The organism is Robertkochia marina (genome assembly GCF_004799345.1).
Taxonomy (GTDB): domain Bacteria; phylum Bacteroidota; class Bacteroidia; order Flavobacteriales; family Flavobacteriaceae; genus Robertkochia; species Robertkochia marina.
Genome location: NZ_SSMC01000002.1, coordinates 650,718 through 674,015, shown reverse-complemented (window position 1 = coordinate 674,015; position 23,298 = coordinate 650,718). Strand labels below are relative to the sequence as shown.

Sequence of the window (23,298 nt, the reverse complement as noted above, 5' to 3'; positions counted from 1 at the left end):
AGCATATGACTGGAAACCCTATGCCTGATAAGTCGTCTACTGCCATAAAAATGTTGTCCGACCTTGTTCACGAAAACATGGAGCGCGAAGACTTCGATGTGGAAGAATTCGCTGCCCTTGCCGGAGTGAGTCGCTCAGAACTCTACAGGCGTATAAAAAAACTTACCGGAAAGTCGGTTACCCACTTCATCAGGGATATCCGCCTCGAAGAATCTCTAAAACTTCTTCAGCATACCGACTGGACCGCTTCTGAGGTGGGCTATAAGGTGGGTTTTAACAGCCCGACCTACTTCAGTAAATGCTTCAAAGACAAGTTCGGGATCACTCCCGGAGAGGCCGATTCCGGCTTAACCCCTATCAGAGGTAGTCTCTATGATGACCATTTGAAGTATACCAAACCTAAATCTTCGGGGTTTTGGACTCCTCGCCGCATATGGCTATTGTTTATCCTTGCTTTTTTGTCAGGGTTTGGTTATTGGTATTATGTAGCCTCTTCCAATAATAATAAGAATTCAGGTAAATCTTCCCCCACAGACATAAAGGCAGTTGCTATGACTCCCTTAAAGAATCTCACGGGTAATGAATCCTATGATTATTTGGGATTTAGTGTAGCAAATGAAATTATAAGCGAAATTTCCAATCTGAATATCATAGAAAAAGTGGTCCCAATGTCGTCAGTCATGCCTTATATGGAAAAAGGCTACACCCATCCTGAAATTGCTAAATCATTAGCTTTGAGCCACCTGTTTACAGGCATTATGGAATTATCAGGTGATCAACTCAAATTTTCTGTTCACTTGGTCGATACCGAAAATAACCATCAATTGTGGTCAAGAGTATTCACCTTCCCTCTTCAACAGTATTCCGGGGTATTTGAAATGCAACAGAACATTGCTAAAGATGTTGTCGCCCTAATGGGTTTAAAAGCACCCGAATTATCAAAAAAGGAACAACCTACCAAATCTGATAAAGCCTACAATTTATACATGAAAAGTTTACACCAGGCCCAAATAAAGAGTAATACCGGACTAAAAAATTCTAATGAATTACTCAAACAGGCCATAGCTGAAGACCCTGGCTTTGTTAACGCATATTATCAACTCGCAGCTAATTGGTTTGTTTCCGGAACTATTTGGTCATATACAAATCAAGATTTGGCATGGCGGCAAGCGCAAAAATACCTGTACCGGGTTTTGGACCTGGATTCTTTGAATGAAAAAGCTATTCGTTTATTAAAAACGGGGGAATTTTATTATGAGTTAAACGTTAATCCAAAAAGCCAAAAGTACCCCCAAATTAACGATTATAAATTAGAGGATAGTTACTATGATTACACCCTTAAATTAGGGTTATATGATAAAGCAGCAGATGTGTTGGCTTCCAGTGAGTCTGCGATATCTATGAGGCCAAACATAGAAGCCTTGATGGCATTAATCAGCTATTTCACAGGAGATACCCAAAAAGCCTTACAGCTGCTTGAAGATAGTTATTGGCTGTATACACATGATCATGATTATCTCAGAGAAGCCGCTAAAGCCTACTATTTTCTTAGCGAATATGAAAAAATGGAGCTCGCTGTTAGAACCTATTATGATACGTTTGAAACTCGTCCTGCAATTATGCATTGGTTAAGTGCGCTCACAGCAAAACAAACGGGTGATCAGTATACCATAAACAAGGAACTTGATTGGTTAAGAGCAGCTTACCATACAGGGGACTCCGGAAGCCCGGCCTGGTTCCTTGCCCTATATCACGCCCATATGGACGACCACGAAAAGGCCCTGGATTGGCTGGAAAGATCATACGCCGCCCGGGAGGTCGAAATGACCTGGCTGGCCCAGGAACCCGATCTGGCACCTCTGGGTAATGAACCCCGCTACCAGGCCTTATTAGACAGCATGAATTTTCCCGAATCTGCGCGAAAGCATGTAAAAAACAGTTTTCTGGATTAACCACATCGATTTTTTTTCTCACCACTCTGCACTAACCGTGATGAACTAATTGAAATATCTAACGTATTTATCTGATTTTAAAGTAAAAATGGAGTGAATTTATGTCGAAATCTTATAAAACTCCGTTGCATTGCAGAAGTTATTATACAAACCATACTGTAATTATCTATAAAATACGTCCGTAATCCATGATTTCACCTAAAAAATCACGGGTGATACCTCCGGAGGTTATTTACTCGCTTACACTTCTTAAAAGTCAATAAATACAAGGCTTCCGGGAGATCCTTGAAACATAATTTACAGGATTTAAAAAAAATTTTAAAGCCTTTAAAAAATCCTTTTAACAAATTGGGATGTTAGTATAAAACGTTGGGACGTTAGTGCTACCACCTGCCTTGTAATTCTTCACATCTTTGTCCTGTAAGCATCACAAACCAATTTAAACCAATAATTATGAAAACTGTAGTATTAAGCCTTATCGCCCTATTTAGTTTCAGCATACTAATAGCACAGGATAAGCCGGTAGAGTTAGAAGACGTAGAGGTTAGAGCCAAGAACTCTCATTACATCAGCTCCATGCAGGATGAGTATACGCCAAATCACGCCGTAAAAATGCAAAACAGAGCTGCTACCTATGATCTTATTCATAGTGAGCTATACCGCGGAGGTACCAAATCAGAGTATTTTATTGAATTCAAAAGTGACAAAGGAAGTATGTATACCACCTATGACAAAACAGGTGAGATCACCAAGTCACGTGAGAATTACAGAGATATTGCGCTCCCGGTAGAAGTAAGAGATGAGATCCTGAAGGATAATATAGGATGGGAACTCAAAGGAACGGAGTACGCTACCCTGTACAAGGATGAAGCCGTATATAAAAAGGTTTATAAGATCACTTTGAAAAAAGGGAAAGATCGAAAAATAATGATCATTGACCTGAGATAGGATCTTCTTATCCAATACAACACCCAACCAATATACAGGAAGGTCGGAATTCTGCCAGGGCAGGATTCCTTCCTCCTTTTAAAGAATTCATCAATTTAAAACCACTATAGATATGCAAACAAAAAGTCTGAATTTTTTCCTGCTACACAATCAGTTTCTCATTTAAGAGAATCATTTAAACAACCTTTAAAAATCTAACAATCATGAAAACTTTAGTTGTAACCGTTTTAGCGATCCTGTCATTCGGGATCATTACCGCACAGGAAACCCCTGTGGTTCTTGAAGATGTGGTAGTATCTTCAAAAAATCAAAAATTCCTGAATGCGGTTCAGGATGATTATACACCGGATGTTGCCAGAGAAATGGAAGCCCTGGCTGCCCGTTATGAACTGAATCAGCCACATACCCCCTATTATTTAACCCATCTCGATAATATTACCGAAACCGATTATGTGGTAGAGTTCTTCTCTACTAAGGGGTATATGTATGCTTTATATGATGAGAACGGAGATATCTCAGTTTGCTCTGAGCGCTATAAGGATATTTCCTTGCCTAAACCTGTAAGAGACCAGGTATATAACGAAAATGAAGGATGGCAAATTGATAAAAATCAATACAAATCTGTTTTCAAAAATGACAAGCTCATCAAAAAAGAATATAAGATGCACTTAAGTAACGGAAATGACAGCAGAGTGGTTGTCGTTGATGTTCACAATCGCAATTAATCAACCGGCTGTTGCTTCAAAACCATCAGTAATTTAATTGTAAATGATCATAAATCCGAAGGGTTCTTTATAGAATCCCTCGGATTTTTTAATTTCCGGCCCGAACCTAAAGATAGATAGGAGCTTGGCGCTGAAATTATTATTATGCCAATGAAGGCCTGAAACTTTTAAATTATCAACAATTTCCAGATGAAATAACCATCGAAAATTATGATTTTAATGCAAGGCTATTCGATCAATTATTAGCAACTTTGTAGTGGTTTCAAAAACACAACGTACCATTTATTCTATGAAAAAACACAACTTCAGTGCAGGCCCTTGTATCTTACCTCAATCTGTATTCCGGGAAGCCTCACAGGCCGTTTTAAATTTTAACGGAATCGATCTCTCTATACTGGAGATCTCCCACCGAAGCAAAGAATTTATTGCAGTCATGGAAGAAGCCCAGAGCCTGGCACTTGAACTACTAGGACTTCAGGATAAGGGTTATAAAGCCTTGTTCTTACAAGGTGGAGCCAGTCTTCAATTCCTGAATGTCGCCTATAATTTATTAGAGAATAAGGCCGCTTATCTCAATACAGGTACCTGGTCATCAAAGGCGCTGAAAGAGGCAAAACTGTTGGGTGAGGTTGTTGAAGTGGCATCTTCCAAGGATGCAAACTTTAATTATATCCCTAAGAATTACACCATACCGGAAGATGCAGACTACTTTCACTGCACCTCCAATAATACCATTTTCGGAACACAGATGTTTGATTTTCCTCAAACCTCGGTTCCTGTGGTTGCCGATATGAGTTCTGATATTTTCTCCAGAAAACTGGATTTCTCAAAATTTTCACTCATCTATGCCGGTGCTCAAAAGAATATGGGACCTGCCGGTACAGTGTTAGTGGTTATTAAGGAAGATATTCTCGGAAAGGTGACCCGCATCATTCCGTCTATGCTTGACTATAAAATACATCTAAGCAAGGAGAGTATGTTTAATACCCCCCCTGTTTTTGCCGTCTATGTATCGATGTTAACCATGAGATGGCTTAAGAACCTCGGAGGTATTGAAGCTATTGAAGCCCGAAACCGCGAAAAAGCGGGCATCATTTACCGTGAAATAGACAGAAACCCATTGTTTAAAGGATTTGCCGCCACTGAAGATCGTTCGATCATGAATGCGACGTTTAATCTTACTGATGAAGCCCTGAAGCCTGTTTTTGACCAGATGGCCAAAGAGGCCGGGATAAATGGGATCAACGGACACCGAAGTGTTGGCGGCTACCGCGCTTCTATGTATAATGCCATGGAACCGGAGAGTGTTCAGGTACTTGCCGATATTATGAAAGAGCTCGAAAACAAAGCATAAACCGAATCAATAATTAAGAAAGAACTTAATACCATGAAAATATTAGCTAATGACGGAATTTCAACAAGTGGAAAGGCCGCTTTGGAGAATGCCGGATATGAAGTTATTACTACAAAAGTAGCCCAGGAACAACTGGAAAATTACATTAACGAGCATGAGGTTGGGGTACTGCTCGTAAGAAGTGCTACCAAAGTGCGAAAAGAACTTATAGATGCCTGTCCTTCCCTCAAAATTATCGGACGTGGAGGCGTTGGTATGGATAATATTGACGTAGATTATGCCAGATCAAAAGGGCTGCATGTTATTAATACCCCTGCAGCATCTTCGTCTTCTGTGGCAGAACTGGTATTTGCTCACCTTTTTGGCGGGGTACGATATCTACACGATGCAAACCGTAACATGCCCCTGGAGGGAGAAAGTAAATTCGGACAGCTCAAGAAAGCCTACGCCAGAGGTTCTGAACTGAGAGGTAAAACCATGGGGATTATCGGTATTGGACGTATCGGACAGGAAACTGCCAAGATCGCGATCGGATTGGGGATGAAGGTAGTAGCCTTTGACCCCTTTATTGAAGAGGTCACGTTGAACTTACCCTTTTATGACGGACAAAGCCTGGACTTTAAGATCAAAACCATTTCCAAGGAAGAGGTGCTAAGCTCCTCAGATTTTATCAGTCTTCACGTACCGGCTCAAAAAGATTATGTAATCGGGAAAGAAGAGTTCAAGGTCATGAAAAAGGGCGCAGGCCTTATTAATGCTGCCCGTGGCGGTGTTATTGATGAGGTGGCCATGGTAGAGGCCCTTGACAATGAACAGCTTGCATTTGCAGGGCTGGACGTTTTTGAAAATGAGCCTACCCCTGCCATAAGAGTTCTTATGCACCCCAAGGTTTCACTAACTCCTCATATCGGGGCAGCTACCGAAGAGGCTCAGGACAGGATCGGAATTGAACTGGCAGATCAGATATCAGAATTGCTGAAATAACACTTAACTACCTAATTATCAAAAGCTTTCCTTAATCAAGGAAGGCTTTTTTTTGTATATTCCGGTGTCAATTTTTAAAAATCATACGGTATGTCAGGGTTAATGCAATTATTAGAAGGAGAGTTAGGAAATGAATTGATCAATGGGTTAAGTAATGAAACCAGGGTTGAAAAAGATAAAACTGCTGAGGTGCTAAGTATGGCCCTTCCCCTGCTCATGGGAGCCATGAAAAAGAATGCCCGGAAATCTGATATGGCTGATGGCCTTATGGGTGCCGTGGGTTCTGATCGTCATGACGGAAGTATTTTGGATGACCTGGGTGGCTTATTTCAAGGTGGAGTTAATCAGGAGGTTCTGGACGACGGAAAAGGGATCCTTGGACATCTTTTTGGTGGTCAACAACCTGAGGTAGAGAACCAGTTGAGTAAACGTACAGGGCTGGATACCGGGGATATCGGCAAAATGCTCATGACCCTTGCTCCCATCGCCATGGGGCTCTTAGGTAAACAATCAAGACAAAATAATATCAATTCTTCAGGAGATCTGAACACGTTATTAGGAAGTATGTTGGGTGGGCAACCCTCGCAGAACAAAGACCTGATCACTTCTCTGCTGGATGCCGACGGAGACGGCAGCGTTCTGGATGATGTGAGTGATATTGTTTTGGGTAGTAAAAGTAAAAAGGGCGGCTTATCCGGATTACTTGACGGACTCTTTGGAGGTTGAAGCACCGCTTCTTTGAATCAAAGCATCTCTCCCTTCCCTGTTTTATTTTTTGTATCTTCTGCTTACAATGAGAATGATACTTACCATTTTAGTCATAGCTGCCATTGCATCCTGTTCCGGAACAAAGAAAATGAATGAGCTACCTCTTGAAGACATCAGTCGGGCAGAGCAGGAAGTTTTTAAGGCGCAGGAAGGTGATACGGTTCGAATTGGCAATGATTCTACCGAGTACGAGATCATCATCATTGATCCCGGGTTCTCGGTATGGGTAAATCGTATTGCCCAGCCGAGAGGTTATTATTCCCAAAGCTTTATGGAGAACAGGAACCGGATATTCGTTACGAATTGGAATATTCGAGCGCAACAACCACAGCTCTATGACCCGAACCTCTATCTCTGGCGTATTGATTATGACCCGAATATCGATTACGGTTACGAAGTAAATTATATGCTTTTTAATTATTTCATTTATTTTCAACGCAAATACAATCAAAGGTTGGGACCTTTTTATCCACGGATAAATTAGCTTATATTTGCAGCCTGAAATTTTAGTACATGAAGAAGCTCAAAGAACGTTGGGGAATCGATTCTAATTTTCAATTAGCAGTAATATTTATTGTATTTGCTGTTACCGGTTCCTCGGCCGCTAAATTGGCAGAACCCCTCACCCATCTTATTGGGATACATCAGGATACCACTTCCGGCTTTATCTACTGGCCTGTACGTATTTTGGTGATATTCCCGGTCTACCAGGTGCTTCTTGTTGTTTTCGGATGGCTCTTCGGGCAATTTGAATTCTTCTGGAACTTTGAGAAGAAAATGCTGTATCGCCTGGGTATTAAGGTCAAATAGATTTACCCAGTGCTTTCTTTCCGGCAGTATCTTTTTTATACACATAGGTGTATAACCACATTAAGGTGAAAGTTGGTATAAAATCGGTTCCGGGGATCAGTTCTTCCAGAAACCCTATCACGCCTCCTATCCTGCCGCTTTTGTCAGGGTACATCCTAGTGATCAGATAACCTGATACCGGTGCCCACGCAATATCGGCAAGCTCTCCCCATCCCGGCACAAAATAAGTGGCCATGCCGATAAGGTCAAATAACAGTCCCAGAGCCAATTTTCCGTACTTCATGACCCTAATGTAACACTAAAAATAGAATTTGGAAGCCTTAAGATCAGGTCAGATCAGAACTGATGAGTTTTAAGAATTCATTTCTTGTTTCAATTTTTTCGAATTGACCACGAAACCCTGAGGTTGTTGTTACTGAGTTCTGCTTTTGTACTCCCCGCATCATCATACACATATGAGAGGCTTCAATAACAACTGCTACACCCTTTGGCTTTAAGGTTTCATTGATACACTCCAAAATGTCATGGGTTAACCGCTCCTGAACTTGCAGCCTGCGGGCAAAGACATCCACCACCCTGGGCAGTTTGCTTAACCCTACAATGTAACCATCAGGAATGTAAGCGATATGTGCCTTCCCGAAAAAAGGCAGAATATGGTGTTCACAAAGAGAATACAACTCAATGTCTTTAACAATGACCATTTCATTATAACTCTCCTTGAACATGGCACTTTTCATGATCGCAGAGGCATCCTGGTAATATCCCTGGGTAAGAAATTGCATGGCCTTGGCGGCACGTTCAGGAGTTTTAATCAGACCTTCACGATCTGCATCTTCTCCTAATTCTGTAATGATCTGCTTATAACGATCACGAACTTCATCCGTGATCTTCATATTGTATTCCTCAAAGGTCTTATATGGCATTCGTCTTTTTTAGTTTATGTGAATAGTATGTTTTAAGCTTATTTATTTTCGGGTCAATGATCACCCTGCAATAAGGTTGTTCTTTATGATAAGCATAATAATCCTGGTGATAATCTTCTGCCTCATAAAACGGACCTGCTTCAGTAACCTCTGTTACGATCTTATCGTCAAACACCCTCTCTTCCTCCAACATCTCAATAAAAGCTTCAGCCTGCAGCTTTTGCTCTTCGGTCAGGTAAAAGATTCCTGAACGGTATTGCGTGCCCATATCGTTACCCTGCCTGTTAAGCGTTGTGGGATCATGGGTGGCAAAAAATATCTCTAGTAATCCCCTGAAACTGATCACCTCCGGATCATATGCTATTTCAACGGCCTCGGCATGACCGGTTCTTCCCGTACATATTTCGCGGTATGCCGGGTTCTTGATCTGTCCTCCGGTGTACCCGGATCGAACCGATAACACACCTTCCAGGCGTTCAAATACAGCCTCTGTACACCAGAAGCACCCACCTGCCAATATAGCCTTCTCCACGTTCATGTAAGTTATTTTATTGAAAACCGATCTTTGATTATTTTGTTTAACAAATATATTTATTTATTAAACATACAACTCCTCTTTAACGATATTTTGGCTGAGTCAATTCAGATTCCAATGATGATATTTTTTGGAGTCTGTGGCTTAATCTGTATTTTGGCTCAGATATTAGACAAGTTATGATAAAAGCTCGTAACATCCACAAAACCTATGGAACTTTAGAGGTACTTAAGGGAGTGGATCTGAACATAAAAAAGGGAGAGATCGTTTCTGTGGTGGGGGCTTCCGGAGCCGGAAAAACCACCCTCCTCCAGATCCTGGGAACCCTTGACACGGCCGATCGCCGCAACGATACCAGTATCATCATCAACGGCATCAGGGTAGATACTTTAAAAGATAAGGCCCTTGCGCGTTTCAGGAATGATCATATAGGTTTCATCTTTCAGTTTCACCAGCTTCTTCCTGAATTCACAGCTCTTGAAAATGTGTGTATTCCCGCTTACATCAAAAAAACACCTAAGGCTGAAGCAGAAAAGCGGGCAATTGAATTACTTGGCTTTCTGGGTCTGTCACACAGGCTTCACCATAAACCCGACACCTTGTCGGGAGGAGAACAACAGCGGGTGGCGGTAGCCAGAGCCCTGATGAACAATCCTGATATTGTTTTTGCCGATGAGCCCAGCGGAAACCTGGACTCTGAGAGTGCCGACCGCCTTCATAAGTTATTTTTTGAACTGCGGGAACAATTTGGTCAAACCTTTGTGATCGTTACCCACAACGAAGAACTGGCTGATATGGCCGACAGGAAGCTTACCATGGTAGACGGTAATATTGTGCCCCAAGATGTAGAGAACCTGCAAACCTCCGATTAAATGTTGTCAAAACCGGAACTAAAGGCCTTTCTGGATGAAAAGGCAACCCAATACAACAACCCGGATTTTATTGACAGTGACCCTATCCAGGTAATTCATCGTTATGCACTAAAGGAAGATATTGAAATTGCCGGGTTTCTCACAGCAACAATCGCCTGGGGAAATCGCAAGAGCATTATCAATAATGCCGACAGGATGATGGAGCTGATGGGCAATAGTCCTTTTGATTTTGTTATGAACGCCTCTGAAGAGGATCTGCAGCGCTTTGAAACCTTTGTTCACCGAACGTTTAACGGTGACGACCTAAAGCATTTTATACGTGCACTCAGGCATATCTATACCTATCATGGGGGGATGGAAGCTGTTTTTGCAGCCCATCAAAATGAACCCAGATTACAAGGTGCTATTGCAGAATTTCGTTCAAAATTTTTCGAAATTCCACATTTAAGCCGCTCAGAAAAACATGTTTCTAATCCCTTAAAAGGCTCTGCAGCCAAGCGTATCAATATGTTTCTCCGATGGATGGTTAGAAAGGACAATATGGGGGTTGACTTGGGTATCTGGCAAAACGTATCTCCTTCCCAATTGTCCTGCCCCTTAGACGTACATTCGGGTAAGGTAGCCAGAAAACTGGGTCTTTTGAAACGCAAACAAAATGATGCAAAAGCCCTGGAGGAACTGGACTACTCCTTAAGAGAGCTCGATCCTCAGGATCCCGTTCGTTATGATTTTGCCCTTTTTGGGCTGGGAGTTTTCGAAAAATTCTAAGGCTGAGCTTCAAAAGCTTTAAAAAGAAGCTTCCGTGTATTATTTTCTGTCCACCGGTCTTAAAAAATGTAATGGAATCCCTATTTTTATCGTTAAAATTCACACTATTTATGAGACTTAAACTACTTGTACTAGGAATTTGTATGTCTTTAACTTCATTCAGTTACGGACAAAAGCAGCAGCTGCCTGTTGATACCCTGATAGTTACAGATCATTCGGTTAGAATAAAAGGGAATCAGGTTAATTATAAAGCGGCTACCGGAACCCAACCCGTCTGGAACGAAGAGGGTGAGGTTATTGCCTCCTTGTACCACACCTATTATTACCGAACCGATGTAAAGAACAATGCAGAAAGACCTTTATTGATATCCTTCAACGGAGGGCCCGGATCTGCTTCTGTTTGGATGCATCTGGCGTATACCGGTCCCAAAGTACTTCGCATTGATGAAGAAGGGTACCCTGTGCAGCCCTATGGTGTAAAAGACAACCCTCACTCCATTCTTGATATAGCCGATGTGGTTTATGTAAACCCGGTAAACACGGGATATTCGAGGATGATTCCGAATAAAGATGGTGAAATGCCGGATCGGGAATTATTTTTCGGTGTCAATGAGGATATACAATACCTGGCTGATTGGATCAATACGTTTGTTACCCGTCATAACCGATGGAGGAGCCCGAAGTATATCATTGGAGAAAGCTATGGAGGCACCCGGGTAGCCGGTCTTGCCCTCGAATTACAGAACAGCGAATGGATGTATCTCAACGGTGTTATCATGGTATCGCCGGCAGATTACCAGGTGTTGCGTCAAGGAGGTCCTGTGGCAGAAGCACTTAATACCCCGTATTACACTGCTGCCGCCTGGCATCATGGTGTACTGGAATCATCGCTTCAAAATAAGGACCTGCTGGAAGTTTTACCGGAATCTGAAGATTTCACCATTAACGAACTTATTCCCGCACTGGCTAAGGGTGGTTTTCTCAGTCAGGAGGAGAAATCCGGGATCGCTGCTAAAATGGCTATGTACACCGGAATGGATGCAGGGGTAATTCTGCAACATAATTTATCGGTACCTAATCGTTTTTTCTGGAAAGAGCTTTTAAGAGAAGAAGGATATACGGTAGGGCGACTTGATTCAAGATACCTGGGTATTGATAAAAAAGACTCAGGAGATGAGCCTGATTACAGTGCAGAGCTTACATCATGGCTACATTCATTTACTCCGGCCATCAACTATTACCTTCAGGAAGAATTAGGGTTCAGAACAGACATTAAATACAATGTATTCGGACCTGTACGTCCCTGGAACGAAGAGAACGATAACACCAGAGACAACCTGCGTCAGGCCATGGCACAAAATCCGTACCTGAATGTACTGTACCAGGCCGGATATTACGATGGGGCCACCACCTACTTCAACACAAAATACAGTATGTGGCAGCTGGATCCATCAGGCAAAATGAAAGATCGTTTAAGCTTTAAAGGATATCGAAGTGGTCATATGATGTACCTCAGGGCTGAAGATCTTCAAAAAGCCAATGATGACCTGCGAACTTTTATTTCCAATACTGCAGCGACCAATAAGGCAGCAAAATATGAGCGCTAAATCGCAAAAACCATATCGATTCGGGTTTGTTCTTGGAGGGGGCGGGGCAAGGGGTTTTGCCCATCTTGGTGCCATCAAAGCTCTCGAAGAAAAAGGGATCAGACCCGATATCATTTCCGGGGTCAGTGCCGGCGCCGTAGCCGGAGCTTTCATTGCCGCGGGCAGATCTCCCGAAGCAACCCACGAGCTGATGAAGTCGCTCAGCATTCGGGATCTCACTAATTTTCAGATGCCCAAAACTGGACTGTTCAACCTGAATCGTCTCAAAAGTCTCCTGCAGGAACATCTGGGCGATAAAGATATCAAAGACCTGGAGATACCCCTGGTTATTGCGGCAACAGACATATTAAACGGTAAGGTCACCTACTTTAAAGAAGGTGACCTTTCTACTATTGTACAGGCATCGGCATCGATTCCTGTGCTATTCTCTCCGGTAAAGATCAACGATCTGTATTATGTAGATGGTGGAGTTTTTAACAATGTCCCTCTGGAACCCCTAAAAGATTGCTGCGATCATACCGTGGTGATCAATATCAGTCCAATGGATAAGATAGAAACCCTGGGGGGTATTGCCAGCATAGCCGCACGTACCTTTCAATTAAGTGTTAATGCCGCCAACCGGAGTATCGAGGGCCAATGCGATATATACCTGAGACCGGAAGAGCTGGCCTCCTACCCTATTTTTGACACCCAGAAAGCCGATGAGCTTTTTGAGATTGGTTATAACTATACCAAAGAACAATCCTTTGATATTCCGGAGAAAACAGAACCCGGCTTCTGGCAACAGCTCACCTCCTGGTTCAATAAAAGGAGCGATGTAATAGATTAATAATACTATATTTGACTATATATCATTGGGAATGCATTTGAAACATCCGGAAATTCTTTGGGCACTTTTACTCCTGTTTATCCCGCTCATAGTTCATTTATTCCGTTTGAGGCGTTTTAAAAAGGAAGCCTTTACCAATGTCAGATTTCTCAAAGAGATCGAATTACAAACCCGCAAAAGCGCCACCCTGAAAAAATTACTCGTTTTGTTGATGAGAATGCTGGGAATCGCTATGCTGGTAATAGCCTTTGCGCAGCCTTACTCAGCAGATAATGCCCAGGACGATACAACCGTAGATTATACCGTATATCTTGACAATTCCTATTCCATGCAATTGCCTGCGCCACAAGGGAGTTTATTGCAACAGGCCATCAATCAATTATTGGATAACTGGCCGGAAGATATACCGCTTAAGGTGATCACTAATGACAATGACTACGGTCCGGCACCAAAAGGTGAATTACGTAACCTGCTTCTGGGTATCGACTTCACTACCCGGCAGCTTGACCTGAATGAGGTCCTGCTTAAATCGGCTCCTGCTTCCAACATGTCTCAGCCCCGGGTATTGTATGTGGTGAGCGACCTGCAACAAAGAATGGATCCCGGAACGAGCATCGACCCCGGAAATACTGATCTTAGATTAATTAAGCTTACCCCATCTCAGGCCGATAATATTGCCATTGACTCAATGGCTGTGGTTGATACAGACCCGGAAAATGTTACCATATCCGTATTCCTTAGCAGCAGTAATTCTGCTGATTCCAAACCTGTTCCTGTTTCCGTGTTCTCCGTAGATAAACTGTTAGCACGGAGTACCGTTACCTTAAATGACCAAATGGCAACGGCACAATTCACCCTGAAAAAAGACCGGCTTGAAAGGGCAAGGATCGAGATCTCAGACCCCGGGCTGGATTATGATAACCGATTCTACTTTAACCTGCCCTCAGATGTTAAGATCAATGTTTTACATATAGGAGACTCCCTCCCATCCTATCTGTCGAGAATTTATACCGAGGATGAATTCAACCTGTTATCTACCCCTCCAAACCGGATTGATTACAATACCTTAGGCGAGCAAAACCTGATCATTCTCGATCAGTTACCGATACTTCCTGTAATACTTCAACGAAGTCTGAAGGAGATGTCGGAGAACGGCATAAGCATTCTTCAGATACCCTCCATGCAGGAAAACCGCGAAAGTTGGCAAAGCCTCAACCTGGCGATGGGTCTTCCCTCTCGTGACAGCGTGGTAGCTAATGAGGTTCTGGTAAACCGCATTAACTACGACCACCCTTTGTTACAAGGGGTGTTTAACGACCGTGTTGCAAATTTTAAATATCCCGTAGTTAAAAGTTATTACACCCTTAATTCACGTTCTCAAAATATTCTGGAATTCTCCGGTGGGGTTCCTTTTTTATACGGTAGTAATGGTAATTATGCCTTCAGTGCATCTATTTCTCCTGAGAATTCAGATCTGTTAAGTTCTGCCCTTGTGGTCCCGGTATTCTATTCCCTGGGGCTCCAAAGCCTGAAACTACCACAGCCTTATTTTACCTTAGGGAAAGATGAGCAAGCCGATCTTCGAACCCCCCTGGAAAAAGATGAAATTCTGAAGGTAGGGAGTAGTGAAAACAGGTTTATACCAAGGCAACAGAATTACAGTAGTTTTGTAACCCTTTTTCTGGATGAACAATGGAAAAGTACCGGGCACTTCGATGTGCTGCGCTCAGAAGAGGTTATCGAAACATTTAGTATTAATCATTCAAGAGAAGAAAGTCAACTCCGATACCTGGAAGACACTAATTTTCCTGAACTTACCACCTATAAGGAAATTGCAGCCGGTTTTGACCAGGTAAAAAGTGAAAACATGGTCAACGAGCTTTGGAAATGGTTTGTTATTTTTGCAATAGCCTTTTTCTTAACCGAAATGCTCATTTTAAAATATCTTAAATGAATATTCTTCTCAGATCAGTCAAGATCATCGATCCGCAAGGCAAGCACAACCAGCAAGTTGCTGATATTTACATTAAAAACGGCATTATTGAAAACATCGATCCTGAGATTGGGCCGGAGAAAGGTACTCAGATCATCGAGATCCCCGGATTGCACGTATCTCCGGGATGGTTTGACAGCAGTGTAAGTTTTGGTGAACCGGGCTTTGAAGAAAGAGAAACGATTGCCCATGGCTTATTTACCGCCGCAAGAAGTGGTTTTACCGCCGTTGCAGTGAATCCGAACACCCACCCGGTAGCAGATTCCAATGCTGATATGGCATTTATCAAAGCCCGGGGTAACGGGGCTGCAACTGAAATTTTTCCGATCGGAGCCCTCACCGCTAAGGGAGAGGGTGTTGATCTGGCCGAGTTATTTGATATGAGCCGGTCAGGTGCCATTGCTTTCGGTGATTATCGGTCTCCGGTAGCAAACCCCAACCTGTTAAAGATCGCCCTTCAATACGTTCAGAACTTTGACGGAATGGTCATTTCCTTCCCCCTTGAAAAAAGCATCGCCGGGAAAGGAGTGGTAAATGAAGAAGAAACGGCATTAAGGCTTGGCTTAAAAGGTATCCCGGCCCTTTCTGAAGAATTACAGATAGCCAGAGATCTTTACATACTGGAATATACCGGTGGTAAACTGCATATCCCTACCATTTCAACAAAAAGATCGGTGGAATTGATCTCGGCTGCCAGGAAAAAAGGACTGGATGTAACCTGTAGTGTTGCTATACATAACTTATTCTTGAATGACAGTGTTCTTGATGGATTTGACACCCGTTATAAAACCATGCCGCCACTGAGAACAGAAGAAGACAGAAAGGCGCTCTTAAAAGGGTTAACCGACGGGGTTATCGATATGGTGACGAGCGACCACGACCCAAGGGACATAGAGGGTAAAAAGGTTGAATTTGATTATGCTGATTACGGAACCATTGGTCTTGAAAGTGCTTTTGGGGCCTTGAACACCCTGCTGCCTCTTGACAAAACAATCAGCCTGCTTACCTCAGGAAGAGGTCGTTTTAAAATGGAGCTACCTGCAATCGAAAAAGGTGCTATGGCTAACTTATCGCTTTTTGACCCTTCCCCGGAATATGTTTTTAAGAAGTCGCATGTTATCTCTACCTCTGCCAATAGTGCTTTCTATGATCAGAAGCTTAAAGGCAAGGTATACGGAATTATCAGGGCGAATCATCTGGAAGCCGACCTTAGTTAAAGATCACCATGAAAACAACCGAAGAACAAGGTAAGACCACCGCAATAGTTAGTTACCTTACTATCATTGGTGCCCTTATTGCCATTTTTATGAACCAGGAACCCAGGAACCCGTTTGCCCGTTTTCATATCAGGCAGGCTTTCGGCCTTCATATTCTTTATTGGACGCTGGGTTATTTCGTTGGAAATTTTGATCTGTGGATGCTGCATACCGCCTATTGGATCCTGTTCATCACTCTGTGGGTCTATGGTTTTATTGGAGCCCTCCAACAAAAATACAATAGCATTCCCGTTATCGGTCCCTTGTGCCAAAAGTGGTTTACCTTTATTCATTAAGTTCTAATCACAAAAATACATTACACCTTGAACGTAAAAGAACTATCTCTAAAACATCTCATACGTCCATCACAGGGCATTGACACTGACCAGGCCCCCGTAATTATTATGCTCCATGGGTATGGCAGCAACGAGGAGGATCTTTTTTCTTTCGCCTCCGAATTACCTGAAAAATATTTTGTCATTTCTGCCCGGGCCCCCTACTCTCTTATGCCTTATGGATATGCGTGGTACGCGATCAACTTTGATGCAACCGATGGTAAATGGAGCGACCATGAACAGGCTAAACAATCAAGAGACCTGATCATTCAATTTATTGGGGAGGTCTGTAACGCTTATGGTCTCAATAGATCCAGTGTCAATCTGATGGGCTTTAGTCAGGGAAGCATATTAAGCTATGCGGTAGCCCTGAGTCACCCCCATTTAATAAGCAATGTAATCGCCCTTAGTGGATATGTTAACCCGGAACTACTGGAAGAGTCTTATGTTTCAAAAGATCACTCCCAATTGGCTGTTTACGCCTCTCATGGCAGTGTAGATCAGGTGATTCCTGTGGAATGGGCCCGTAAAACTCCCGAAATTTTAAGCCAACTTAAAATTGAACACGAATACCAGGAGTTCCCGGTGGGTCACGGCGTGGCCCCGCAAAACTTCTTTTCCATGCTGCAATGGTTAAACAATCATAACTAATATGTGCTTAAAACGCTTTCTTTCGGTATTGTTATTACTGATCTCTTTGATGGCTTGTAAAGAGGATAAACCAACAACAGAGCGCTCTGAAATGGATTTTTTAATTGGAACCTATACCGGAGAAAACAGCCGGGGCATCTATAAGGCAACCATCAATGTAGCAGGTTTACTTAGCGCCCCCCTGCTTGCCGAAGAAAGTGAAAACCCTTCATTTCTTGCCAGATCATCTTCAGGAAAACTATTGTATGCGGTCAATGAAAATTCTTCCGGACAGGTGAGTGTCTTTATGAATGAAGCGGATGGTCTGAGCACTGTAAACGCCGTTTCCATCCCGGGAGAACATCCCTGTCATATCAGTATTCACCAAGACAGCCTCATCATTGTTTCCAATTACAGCAGTGGTAACATTGCCCTTTTAGGTGTCAATGAGCATCAAGACCTGATCTTGCACGATACCCTTAATTTTTCCGGAAACAGCATCCATGATCGACAGCAAGCCCCTCATGCCCATAGCTCCTATTTTTTAAACGACACTACCCTGATCACCTCAGATCTTGGCAGTGATCGTTTGTGGATAAACCAGATCGTAAAAAAGGATGATACTCTGCGTCTTCAACCGGTAACTTCTATAGCCATGGAGCCAGGATCAGGACCGAGACACCTGGAGTTTAATGCTGAACAAGATCGTATCTATGTGATGAACGAACTCAGTAACACCATCAGTGTTCTTGGTAAAAAAGAAAAAGAAAACGAATTCAAGCTCATTCAAACCATCTCTACCCTGCCGGAAGACTTTACGGGGCATAGCCAGGGAGCCGATCTTCATTTGGATCAAAGCGGTAAATTTTTATATGCTTCAAATCGCGGACATCAATCACTGGTCATTTATGAAGTAGCGCAATCAGACGGTACCCTGACAGTATCCGGGTGGGAAGATATCCAAGGAGACTGGCCCCGTAATTTTGCCATAACACCCGACAACCAATTTCTGGTCGTGGCCAATGAACGGTCAGGAGAACTTGTCGCATTCAAAAGAGATACCATGACCGGTAAGCTAAGCTATACTGATCGAAAAAAAATAGCTTCTCCTGTTTGTATACTCTTCTGATAAACGGAAACCCCTGCTCCGGGTCGGTTCAGTAAAATATTTTACCCACGAATATTACCGGGTAAGGCCCTTAGACAAAATAAATACCAAATTATAACGGCCAGAAATAAAGTACCAGAATTTGCACTAGAAAGAAAGCTATGAAGGGTAATACCAGGTAGCCCATAACATCTCTGGCTTGAATTTTTATCCCTTTAGCCATAACGGGAATTACCAATAGCAGAAAGAACGGCTGCAATAAATTACTCAGCGATTCACCGTAGGCGATAGCCATAGCCGACCTGGCCATCATTTCAAGACCTTGAACTTCACTATGGGCAAGGTAGCCAACCGCCTCCAATACACTCGGACCGATAACCGCAAATTCTCCGCCTGCAGAAGGTATGGCAAAATTCACCAAGCCACCGGTGACATAAGCAAACACAGGGAAATTTGTAGCCGTAGCCGAAGAAGACATCCATAATGCCAACTCATTGGCCAGCCCTGTATGTATCATGATGCCCATGATTCCGGCATAAAACGGGAATTGGAATAAAATAGCTGAAACATTGCTGCTGGCTCGTTTCATGGCTAAACCATATCGCAAGGGAGTGCGATGAAGCAGCATGCCGAGCATAAGAAAGATAAAGATCATGATGTTCAGGTTCAGATCAAGTCCCCTGCTGTAAAAATGATATAGGATAAAACTGAACCCGCAAACAGTGATCAATAACTGTAGCAGAAAATTATTGTTCAGCACATCAGACAGGTTCTTACCGGGCAAACGCATGGATTCTGCCTCCATCTTTATAGATCGTTCCTCATGGGTGTTTTCTTCAGATTGCAACAGGTCTGAGAGTTCCTTACTTCCCGTTTCCCGGGGCATTAACACCAGCATTAACAGAGGGGTAAGCAGCAGGATTAAAACGATCATGAAAAGATTCAGCCCCGAACCCAATGTCAAAGCAGTACCAATAGTATCCTTAAGAACCCCTGCTTCTATCAGGAAATTATTTTCAGTATTTAGCAATAAAGGAATACTGCTTGACAATCCTGTAACCCAGCTAATGAAGGAACAATAAACACACGCGATCAAATACGGATAATGCACCCCCTTTACTCTTAAGGCCAGTTCGCGTGCAAGAATAGCCGTAATAATGATCCACCCCCAACTTATCAAACAAAGTACGCATCCTACAAGGGTCACAAAAAAATATACCTGCCTGGGGCTTTTTAAGAGAGCCCCCAGGGCATCAATACGTTTATTAAGAAATGGCGACAAGGCTATACTGTACCCGGTAATGACCAACAATACCATTTGCATCCCAAATTCAAGTAACATCCAGAAGCCTTCATACCAGGCACTGACCACTTCCAGTGGGCTGACAGGCATAAAGATGAGGGCCAATACAGTACATAAAACGGTAAGCAACAAAGCGAATACAAAGGCATCAGGCATATTGCGTTTATAGACGTCTGTGAAGACTTTTCCCAATCGTTCTGTCATGAGGCAGGAATTTAATTAAGGGGAGGAATTAATGCTCAGGTCACGGTGTTCAGCTTCTGGTGTATAATAAATGATCGAGGGTAGTAAAATCAATGCTTTGATCATCATTCAGGTAGTATTCAATCAAGATCTCCCCCCAGTATTTTCCATCGGAGAAATCGGCAATGATCCACTTGTGGTTCAAAACCTTGATCTTATTGATCTTCATCGGTGCCCCGCTCATACCATCATAGGGTACCAACGGATTGTTACCGCTTTGTTCATTGGTCTCCAGAAGCTTATCTGATATATAACGAGAAGGATTCTCCATATTAAGATGCTCATAGTAAGCAAAGGCATCATCGTTATTGTCAAGATCAAAATATTGAAGGTCCATACGATCAAGCAGTAATGACTGTACAGAATCCTGAAGTTTATCGTTTTGAATACTGAGGCTGTCGTTCTTAGCAGTTTCCCGGTCTACATAGTTTTTAGCACTTACAAACTGATACAGGTTTATCAAGGCAGAAAACAGAAAGAGGTAGATAAAGATCTTTGTCTTCATAATTAGTCTGGGTTATTTAAATATTAATCTTAAGGTTATCGTATGCTAGATATATGTTCGGAGGCAGTTCTTTTTGAACCTCCTCATGAAATCCCATATGAGCACTGATATGAGTAAAATAAGCACGCTCAGGATTGACCTCTCTGACAAATGCCAGGGCTTCATCAAGGTTGAAGTGAGAGTGATGCGGTTCTTTTCTGAGGGCATTAACCACCAAAACCTTTACTCCGTGAAGCTTAGCCACCTCTTCTTCTTCTATGGCACTCACATCAGTAAGGTAGGCAAAATCTTTAAAGCGATATCCGAAGACCTGAAGCCGGTTGTGCCTGGCGCTTACAGGTATTACCTCTATCCCATTGAGCATGATCGGCTTTCCGTTGACAACTTCCCGGGCATCTACCGCCGGAGCCCCGGGGTAACGATCTTCGGTGGCAAATATGTAATCAAATTTTACCTGCAGCGATCTTAACACCCGTTTATGCGCATAAATAGGGATATCTCCCTGCCTGAAGAAAAAGGGGCGTATATCATCCATCCCCATAATATGGTCTGCATGTTCATGAGTAAAAAGAATACCCTCTATGTGTTGTACATTGTTGGCCAGCATCTGCTGCCTGAAATCAGGACCACAGTCTATAATATAGTTATGGTTATTCCAGGAAACCATAACCGACACCCTAAGGCGTTTATCCTTTGGGTCTTCACTTTTACAAACAGGATGATCACTCGCAATTACTGGGATTCCCTGTGATGTTCCGGTGCCTAAAAATGTAACTTCCACACTGATTTTTTACCAAATTTATCATTTATTATCTGATTAGCTTCATGAAACTTTTTTAACTTTGCCACAAAGAATATTGAACTATGCCAATAGTTTTAAAAGGTGATAAAAATTTCGAAAATGTCCCTTCTCTCAAGGCCAAGGCCTTAAGAATAAATCTCAACGAGACCATATACGGAACCTTTTCGGAGATCGGTGCCGGGCAAGAAACGGTACGACACTTTTTCCGAGCCGGTGGAGCATCGGGTACCATAGCCAAGGCTATGAGTGCCTATGACAAATCGTTCAGTGACGCTATTTACGGTGCTGAAGATGACGGACGTTACGTAACAGAGGCCAGGCTTGAGAAAATGCTGGACCATGAAATGAAACTCATGGAGCAGCGAATCTCAAGAGAAGAGCATCCAAATAAAATTTTCTTTTCCTTCGCCAATACGGTAGCTACCATTGATTTTGCCAAGAAGTATCTTGGTCATGGCTGGCTGGGAATAAAATTCCAACTCGAACCGGGAGAAGCTTATAACGATATTGTTTTACATATTCGTTTTAAGCAAACCGAAGCACGCCTGCAACAGGAAACCCTGGGTATCTTAGGTGTTAACCTTATCTATGGGGCTTTTTACAAGCACCACAAGCCTAAGAAACTACTTAAATACCTCTACGATCACATCGACAAGGATACTATTGAGATCGATATGATCAACTTTTCAGGACCCAGGTTCGAGAACGTTGATAACAGGCTGATGAGTCTTCAACTGGTGAAGAACGGAATGACCGAAGCGGTAATGTTCGGACCTGACGGGAACAATATTTTACCTGCAGCCATTCTTTACAAAAAGAATATTCTGGCACTAAGAGGTAGTTTCCGACCGGTGACCAAGGTGAATATGGATATGTTCCAGAAGTCTTATGACATCTTTATCCGCGAGAACAAGGTAGAAGAAGAAAAAACGGTTGTGATCTTTGAGATCACGCTTTCCAACCTGAGAGCAGAAGGTGAGATCGATGAAGAAGATTTCATGGACAGAGCACGCCTGTTATGTTCCCTGGGGCAGACGGTATTGATCTCGAATTTCCAGGAGTATTACAAGTTGGTAGAGTACTTCTCTAACTACACCCGTGAGCGCATGGCCTTGACCATGGGCGTTAATAACCTGGTGGAGATCTTTGATGAACGCTATTATCGTCACCTGAGCGGTGGTATTCTGGAAGCATTCGGAAAACTCTTCTATAAAGACCTCAGGGTATACCTCTACCCTATGGTAGATCCGGAAACAGGTCTTCTGGTTACCAGCAACAATCTGAAGGTACATCCACGGATGAAAGAGCTTTACAAGTTCTTTAAATACAACGGCAAAGTGGTTGATATTTTTGACTACGATCCGGAGATCCTCAATATTTTCTCGAGAGAAGTACTTAAAAAGATCACCAATAATGAAGAAGGCTGGGAGGATATGTTGCCCAAGGGTATCGCAGAGCTGATAAAGAAAAAGAATTTGTTTGAATACAAATCTCCTGAACAGCTTACAGAAAAGACGAAATCCTGATTTAAAAGCATTCTATAAAAAAAGCCCTGAACATTCAGGGCTTTTTTACTTCTCTATTTCAGGCTTAATCCTCCAGGATCTGAGCAGCGTGATCTTTGGTCTTTACCTTTTGAATAACACGCTCTACCGTACCGGTTTCATCAATTATAAAGGTCATTCGATGAATTCCATCATACTCCTTACCCATAAATTTTTTCGGTCCCCAAACACCGAAGGCCTCTATAACTTCTTTATTTTCATCTGCCAGCAACGGAAAAGGGAATTCATATTTATTGCTGAAATTGGATTGGCGTTTCACAGAATCGGCACTGACACCCAGTAGTTCATAACCTTTTGACTGCAGTTCGCTGTAATGGTCGCGAAGGTTGCAGGCTTCTGCCGTACATCCCGGAGTACTCGCTTTAGGATAAAAAAATACGATCAGTTTTTTTCCTTTAAAATCATCCAGGCTCAGGGTTTCACCTTTATCCGTAGTACCGGTAAAAGAAGGCACCTTATCTCCTGCTTTCAATGTTTTCATAG

General features: G+C 42.7%; 25 protein-coding genes. 17 read left to right on the top strand and 8 right to left on the bottom strand.

Annotation, left to right across the window (positions count from 1 at the left end; genetic code table 11):
• Positions 1-5: 5 nt before the first annotated feature.
• The 8 genes from E7Z59_RS09385 (at position 6) to E7Z59_RS09350 (ending at position 7,541) form a co-directional block, all read left to right on the top strand.
• Positions 6-1,952 (top strand): helix-turn-helix domain-containing protein, encoded by a 1,947-nt coding sequence (locus tag E7Z59_RS09385; protein ID WP_136336057.1) that lies wholly within the window; start codon positions 6-8, stop codon positions 1,950-1,952.
• A gap of 453 nt (positions 1,953-2,405) precedes the next feature.
• On the top strand, positions 2,406-2,900 hold the full coding sequence (locus E7Z59_RS09380) for a hypothetical protein (RefSeq protein WP_136336056.1): 495 nt from the start codon (positions 2,406-2,408) through the stop codon (positions 2,898-2,900).
• A gap of 203 nt (positions 2,901-3,103) precedes the next feature.
• A complete protein-coding gene (locus E7Z59_RS09375) occupies positions 3,104-3,625 on the top strand; it encodes a hypothetical protein (protein ID WP_136336055.1) in 522 nt (173 codons plus the stop codon).
• A 289-nt stretch (positions 3,626-3,914) separates the two neighbouring features.
• Positions 3,915-4,979, top strand: coding sequence for a 3-phosphoserine/phosphohydroxythreonine transaminase (gene serC, locus E7Z59_RS09370; RefSeq protein WP_136336054.1), 1,065 nt, complete (start codon positions 3,915-3,917; stop codon positions 4,977-4,979).
• Positions 4,980-5,012: 33 nt separating this feature from the next.
• On the top strand, positions 5,013-5,963 hold the full coding sequence (locus E7Z59_RS09365) for a D-2-hydroxyacid dehydrogenase (protein WP_136336053.1): 951 nt from the start codon (positions 5,013-5,015) through the stop codon (positions 5,961-5,963).
• A gap of 90 nt (positions 5,964-6,053) precedes the next feature.
• Positions 6,054-6,689 (top strand): DUF937 domain-containing protein, encoded by a 636-nt coding sequence (locus E7Z59_RS09360; protein WP_136336052.1) that lies wholly within the window; start codon positions 6,054-6,056, stop codon positions 6,687-6,689.
• Between the two features lie 67 nt (positions 6,690-6,756).
• A complete protein-coding gene (locus tag E7Z59_RS09355; protein WP_136336051.1) occupies positions 6,757-7,215 on the top strand; it encodes a DUF6146 family protein in 459 nt (152 codons plus the stop codon).
• Positions 7,216-7,244: 29 nt separating this feature from the next.
• Positions 7,245-7,541, top strand: a complete 297-nt coding sequence (locus tag E7Z59_RS09350) for a DUF6787 family protein (RefSeq protein ID WP_136336050.1) — start codon at positions 7,245-7,247, stop codon at positions 7,539-7,541.
• Here E7Z59_RS09350 and E7Z59_RS09345 read toward each other — a convergent pair.
• Genes E7Z59_RS09345 through msrA form a run of 3 tightly spaced genes read right to left on the bottom strand, consistent with a single transcriptional unit; the run spans position 7,534 to position 9,002 of the window.
• Positions 7,534-7,824 carry a hypothetical protein gene (locus E7Z59_RS09345; RefSeq protein ID WP_136336049.1) on the bottom strand — a complete coding sequence of 97 codons (291 nt, stop codon included), beginning with the start codon at positions 7,822-7,824 and terminating at the stop codon, positions 7,534-7,536. The two genes, E7Z59_RS09350 and E7Z59_RS09345, sit on opposite strands and share 8 nt — an antisense overlap.
• 43 nt (positions 7,825-7,867) lie before the next feature.
• On the bottom strand, positions 7,868-8,464 hold the full coding sequence (folE, locus tag E7Z59_RS09340) for a GTP cyclohydrolase I FolE (RefSeq protein WP_136336048.1): 597 nt from the start codon (positions 8,462-8,464) through the stop codon (positions 7,868-7,870).
• Positions 8,454-9,002, bottom strand: coding sequence for a peptide-methionine (S)-S-oxide reductase MsrA (gene msrA / locus E7Z59_RS09335; RefSeq protein ID WP_136336047.1), 549 nt, complete (start codon positions 9,000-9,002; stop codon positions 8,454-8,456). Before msrA ends, folE begins: the two co-directional genes overlap by 11 nt.
• 176 nt (positions 9,003-9,178) lie before the next feature.
• On the opposite strand from msrA, the gene E7Z59_RS09330 reads away from it, so the two are divergent.
• The 6 genes from E7Z59_RS09330 to E7Z59_RS09305 all read left to right on the top strand — a co-directional run bounded on the left by E7Z59_RS09330 (position 9,179) and on the right by E7Z59_RS09305 (position 16,285).
• Positions 9,179-9,871, top strand: a complete 693-nt coding sequence (locus tag E7Z59_RS09330; RefSeq protein ID WP_136336046.1) for an ABC transporter ATP-binding protein — start codon at positions 9,179-9,181, stop codon at positions 9,869-9,871.
• 3 nt (positions 9,872-9,874) lie between these two features.
• A complete protein-coding gene (locus tag E7Z59_RS09325; protein ID WP_136336324.1) occupies positions 9,875-10,639 on the top strand; it encodes a TIGR02757 family protein in 765 nt (254 codons plus the stop codon).
• A 110-nt stretch (positions 10,640-10,749) separates the two neighbouring features.
• Entirely contained in the window at positions 10,750-12,246 is a 1,497-nt protein-coding gene (locus E7Z59_RS09320) for a S10 family peptidase (RefSeq protein ID WP_136336045.1), read from the top strand.
• Entirely contained in the window at positions 12,236-13,075 is an 840-nt protein-coding gene (locus E7Z59_RS09315; RefSeq protein WP_136336044.1) for a patatin-like phospholipase family protein, read from the top strand. The genes E7Z59_RS09320 and E7Z59_RS09315 overlap by 11 nt, the downstream gene beginning before the upstream one ends.
• 31 nt (positions 13,076-13,106) lie before the next feature.
• Positions 13,107-15,029 carry a BatA domain-containing protein gene (locus E7Z59_RS09310; protein ID WP_136336043.1) on the top strand — a complete coding sequence of 641 codons (1,923 nt, stop codon included), beginning with the start codon at positions 13,107-13,109 and terminating at the stop codon, positions 15,027-15,029.
• Positions 15,026-16,285 carry a dihydroorotase gene (locus tag E7Z59_RS09305; protein WP_136336042.1) on the top strand — a complete coding sequence of 420 codons (1,260 nt, stop codon included), beginning with the start codon at positions 15,026-15,028 and terminating at the stop codon, positions 16,283-16,285. Before E7Z59_RS09310 ends, E7Z59_RS09305 begins: the two co-directional genes overlap by 4 nt.
• On the opposite strand, the gene E7Z59_RS15490 is transcribed toward E7Z59_RS09305, so the two are convergent.
• Complete coding sequence (locus E7Z59_RS15490) at positions 16,282-16,617, bottom strand: hypothetical protein (RefSeq protein WP_168731275.1); 336 nt, start codon at positions 16,615-16,617, stop codon at positions 16,282-16,284. The genes E7Z59_RS09305 and E7Z59_RS15490 overlap by 4 nt on opposite strands.
• Before the next feature lie 30 nt (positions 16,618-16,647).
• Between E7Z59_RS15490 and E7Z59_RS09295 the strand changes: the two genes are divergently transcribed.
• Positions 16,648-17,310, top strand: coding sequence for an alpha/beta hydrolase (locus E7Z59_RS09295; protein WP_136336040.1), 663 nt, complete (start codon positions 16,648-16,650; stop codon positions 17,308-17,310).
• A 1-nt stretch (position 17,311) separates the two neighbouring features.
• Complete coding sequence (locus E7Z59_RS09290; RefSeq protein WP_136336039.1) at positions 17,312-18,418, top strand: lactonase family protein; 1,107 nt, start codon at positions 17,312-17,314, stop codon at positions 18,416-18,418.
• Positions 18,419-18,509: 91 nt separating this feature from the next.
• Here the strand turns inward: E7Z59_RS09290 and E7Z59_RS09285 are convergent, their stop codons facing one another.
• Genes E7Z59_RS09285 through E7Z59_RS09275 form a run of 3 tightly spaced genes read right to left on the bottom strand, consistent with a single transcriptional unit; the run spans position 18,510 to position 21,229 of the window.
• Positions 18,510-19,904, bottom strand: coding sequence for a TIGR00366 family protein (locus E7Z59_RS09285; RefSeq protein ID WP_136336038.1), 1,395 nt, complete (start codon positions 19,902-19,904; stop codon positions 18,510-18,512).
• Positions 19,905-19,953: 49 nt separating this feature from the next.
• Entirely contained in the window at positions 19,954-20,448 is a 495-nt protein-coding gene (locus tag E7Z59_RS09280; RefSeq protein WP_136336037.1) for a hydrolase, read from the bottom strand.
• 16 nt (positions 20,449-20,464) lie between these two features.
• Entirely contained in the window at positions 20,465-21,229 is a 765-nt protein-coding gene (locus E7Z59_RS09275) for an MBL fold metallo-hydrolase (RefSeq protein WP_136336036.1), read from the bottom strand.
• A gap of 83 nt (positions 21,230-21,312) precedes the next feature.
• Between E7Z59_RS09275 and E7Z59_RS09270 the strand changes: the two genes are divergently transcribed.
• Entirely contained in the window at positions 21,313-22,776 is a 1,464-nt protein-coding gene (locus E7Z59_RS09270; RefSeq protein WP_136336035.1) for a TonB-dependent receptor, read from the top strand.
• Positions 22,777-22,840: 64 nt separating this feature from the next.
• Here E7Z59_RS09270 and bcp read toward each other — a convergent pair whose 3' ends face one another.
• Complete coding sequence (bcp, locus tag E7Z59_RS09265) at positions 22,841-23,296, bottom strand: thioredoxin-dependent thiol peroxidase (RefSeq protein WP_136336034.1); 456 nt, start codon at positions 23,294-23,296, stop codon at positions 22,841-22,843.
• Positions 23,297-23,298 lie beyond the last annotated feature (2 nt).

What these genes read in the sequence shown, in the direction of transcription:
- E7Z59_RS09385 (WP_136336057.1), top strand. Translation starts at nt 6, where the DNA reads ATGACTGGAAACCCTATGCCTGATAAGTCGTCTACTGCCATAAAAATG.
- E7Z59_RS09380 (WP_136336056.1), top strand. Translation starts at nt 2,406, where the DNA reads ATGAAAACTGTAGTATTAAGCCTTATCGCCCTATTTAGTTTCAGCATA.
- E7Z59_RS09375 (WP_136336055.1), top strand. Translation starts at nt 3,104, where the DNA reads ATGAAAACTTTAGTTGTAACCGTTTTAGCGATCCTGTCATTCGGGATC.
- serC (WP_136336054.1), top strand. Translation starts at nt 3,915, where the DNA reads ATGAAAAAACACAACTTCAGTGCAGGCCCTTGTATCTTACCTCAATCT.
- E7Z59_RS09365 (WP_136336053.1), top strand. Translation starts at nt 5,013, where the DNA reads ATGAAAATATTAGCTAATGACGGAATTTCAACAAGTGGAAAGGCCGCT.
- E7Z59_RS09360 (WP_136336052.1), top strand. Translation starts at nt 6,054, where the DNA reads ATGTCAGGGTTAATGCAATTATTAGAAGGAGAGTTAGGAAATGAATTG.
- E7Z59_RS09355 (WP_136336051.1), top strand. Translation starts at nt 6,757, where the DNA reads ATGAGAATGATACTTACCATTTTAGTCATAGCTGCCATTGCATCCTGT.
- E7Z59_RS09350 (WP_136336050.1), top strand. Translation starts at nt 7,245, where the DNA reads ATGAAGAAGCTCAAAGAACGTTGGGGAATCGATTCTAATTTTCAATTA.
- E7Z59_RS09345 (WP_136336049.1), bottom strand. Translation starts at nt 7,824, where the DNA reads ATGAAGTACGGAAAATTGGCTCTGGGACTGTTATTTGACCTTATCGGC.
- folE (WP_136336048.1), bottom strand. Translation starts at nt 8,464, where the DNA reads ATGCCATATAAGACCTTTGAGGAATACAATATGAAGATCACGGATGAA.
- msrA (WP_136336047.1), bottom strand. Translation starts at nt 9,002, where the DNA reads ATGAACGTGGAGAAGGCTATATTGGCAGGTGGGTGCTTCTGGTGTACA.
- E7Z59_RS09330 (WP_136336046.1), top strand. Translation starts at nt 9,179, where the DNA reads ATGATAAAAGCTCGTAACATCCACAAAACCTATGGAACTTTAGAGGTA.
- E7Z59_RS09320 (WP_136336045.1), top strand. Translation starts at nt 10,750, where the DNA reads ATGAGACTTAAACTACTTGTACTAGGAATTTGTATGTCTTTAACTTCA.
- E7Z59_RS09315 (WP_136336044.1), top strand. Translation starts at nt 12,236, where the DNA reads ATGAGCGCTAAATCGCAAAAACCATATCGATTCGGGTTTGTTCTTGGA.
- E7Z59_RS09310 (WP_136336043.1), top strand. Translation starts at nt 13,107, where the DNA reads ATGCATTTGAAACATCCGGAAATTCTTTGGGCACTTTTACTCCTGTTT.
- E7Z59_RS09305 (WP_136336042.1), top strand. Translation starts at nt 15,026, where the DNA reads ATGAATATTCTTCTCAGATCAGTCAAGATCATCGATCCGCAAGGCAAG.
- E7Z59_RS15490 (WP_168731275.1), bottom strand. Translation starts at nt 16,617, where the DNA reads ATGAATAAAGGTAAACCACTTTTGGCACAAGGGACCGATAACGGGAAT.
- E7Z59_RS09290 (WP_136336039.1), top strand. Translation starts at nt 17,312, where the DNA reads ATGTGCTTAAAACGCTTTCTTTCGGTATTGTTATTACTGATCTCTTTG.
- E7Z59_RS09285 (WP_136336038.1), bottom strand. Translation starts at nt 19,904, where the DNA reads ATGACAGAACGATTGGGAAAAGTCTTCACAGACGTCTATAAACGCAAT.
- E7Z59_RS09280 (WP_136336037.1), bottom strand. Translation starts at nt 20,448, where the DNA reads ATGAAGACAAAGATCTTTATCTACCTCTTTCTGTTTTCTGCCTTGATA.
- E7Z59_RS09270 (WP_136336035.1), top strand. Translation starts at nt 21,313, where the DNA reads ATGCCAATAGTTTTAAAAGGTGATAAAAATTTCGAAAATGTCCCTTCT.
- bcp (WP_136336034.1), bottom strand. Translation starts at nt 23,296, where the DNA reads ATGAAAACATTGAAAGCAGGAGATAAGGTGCCTTCTTTTACCGGTACT.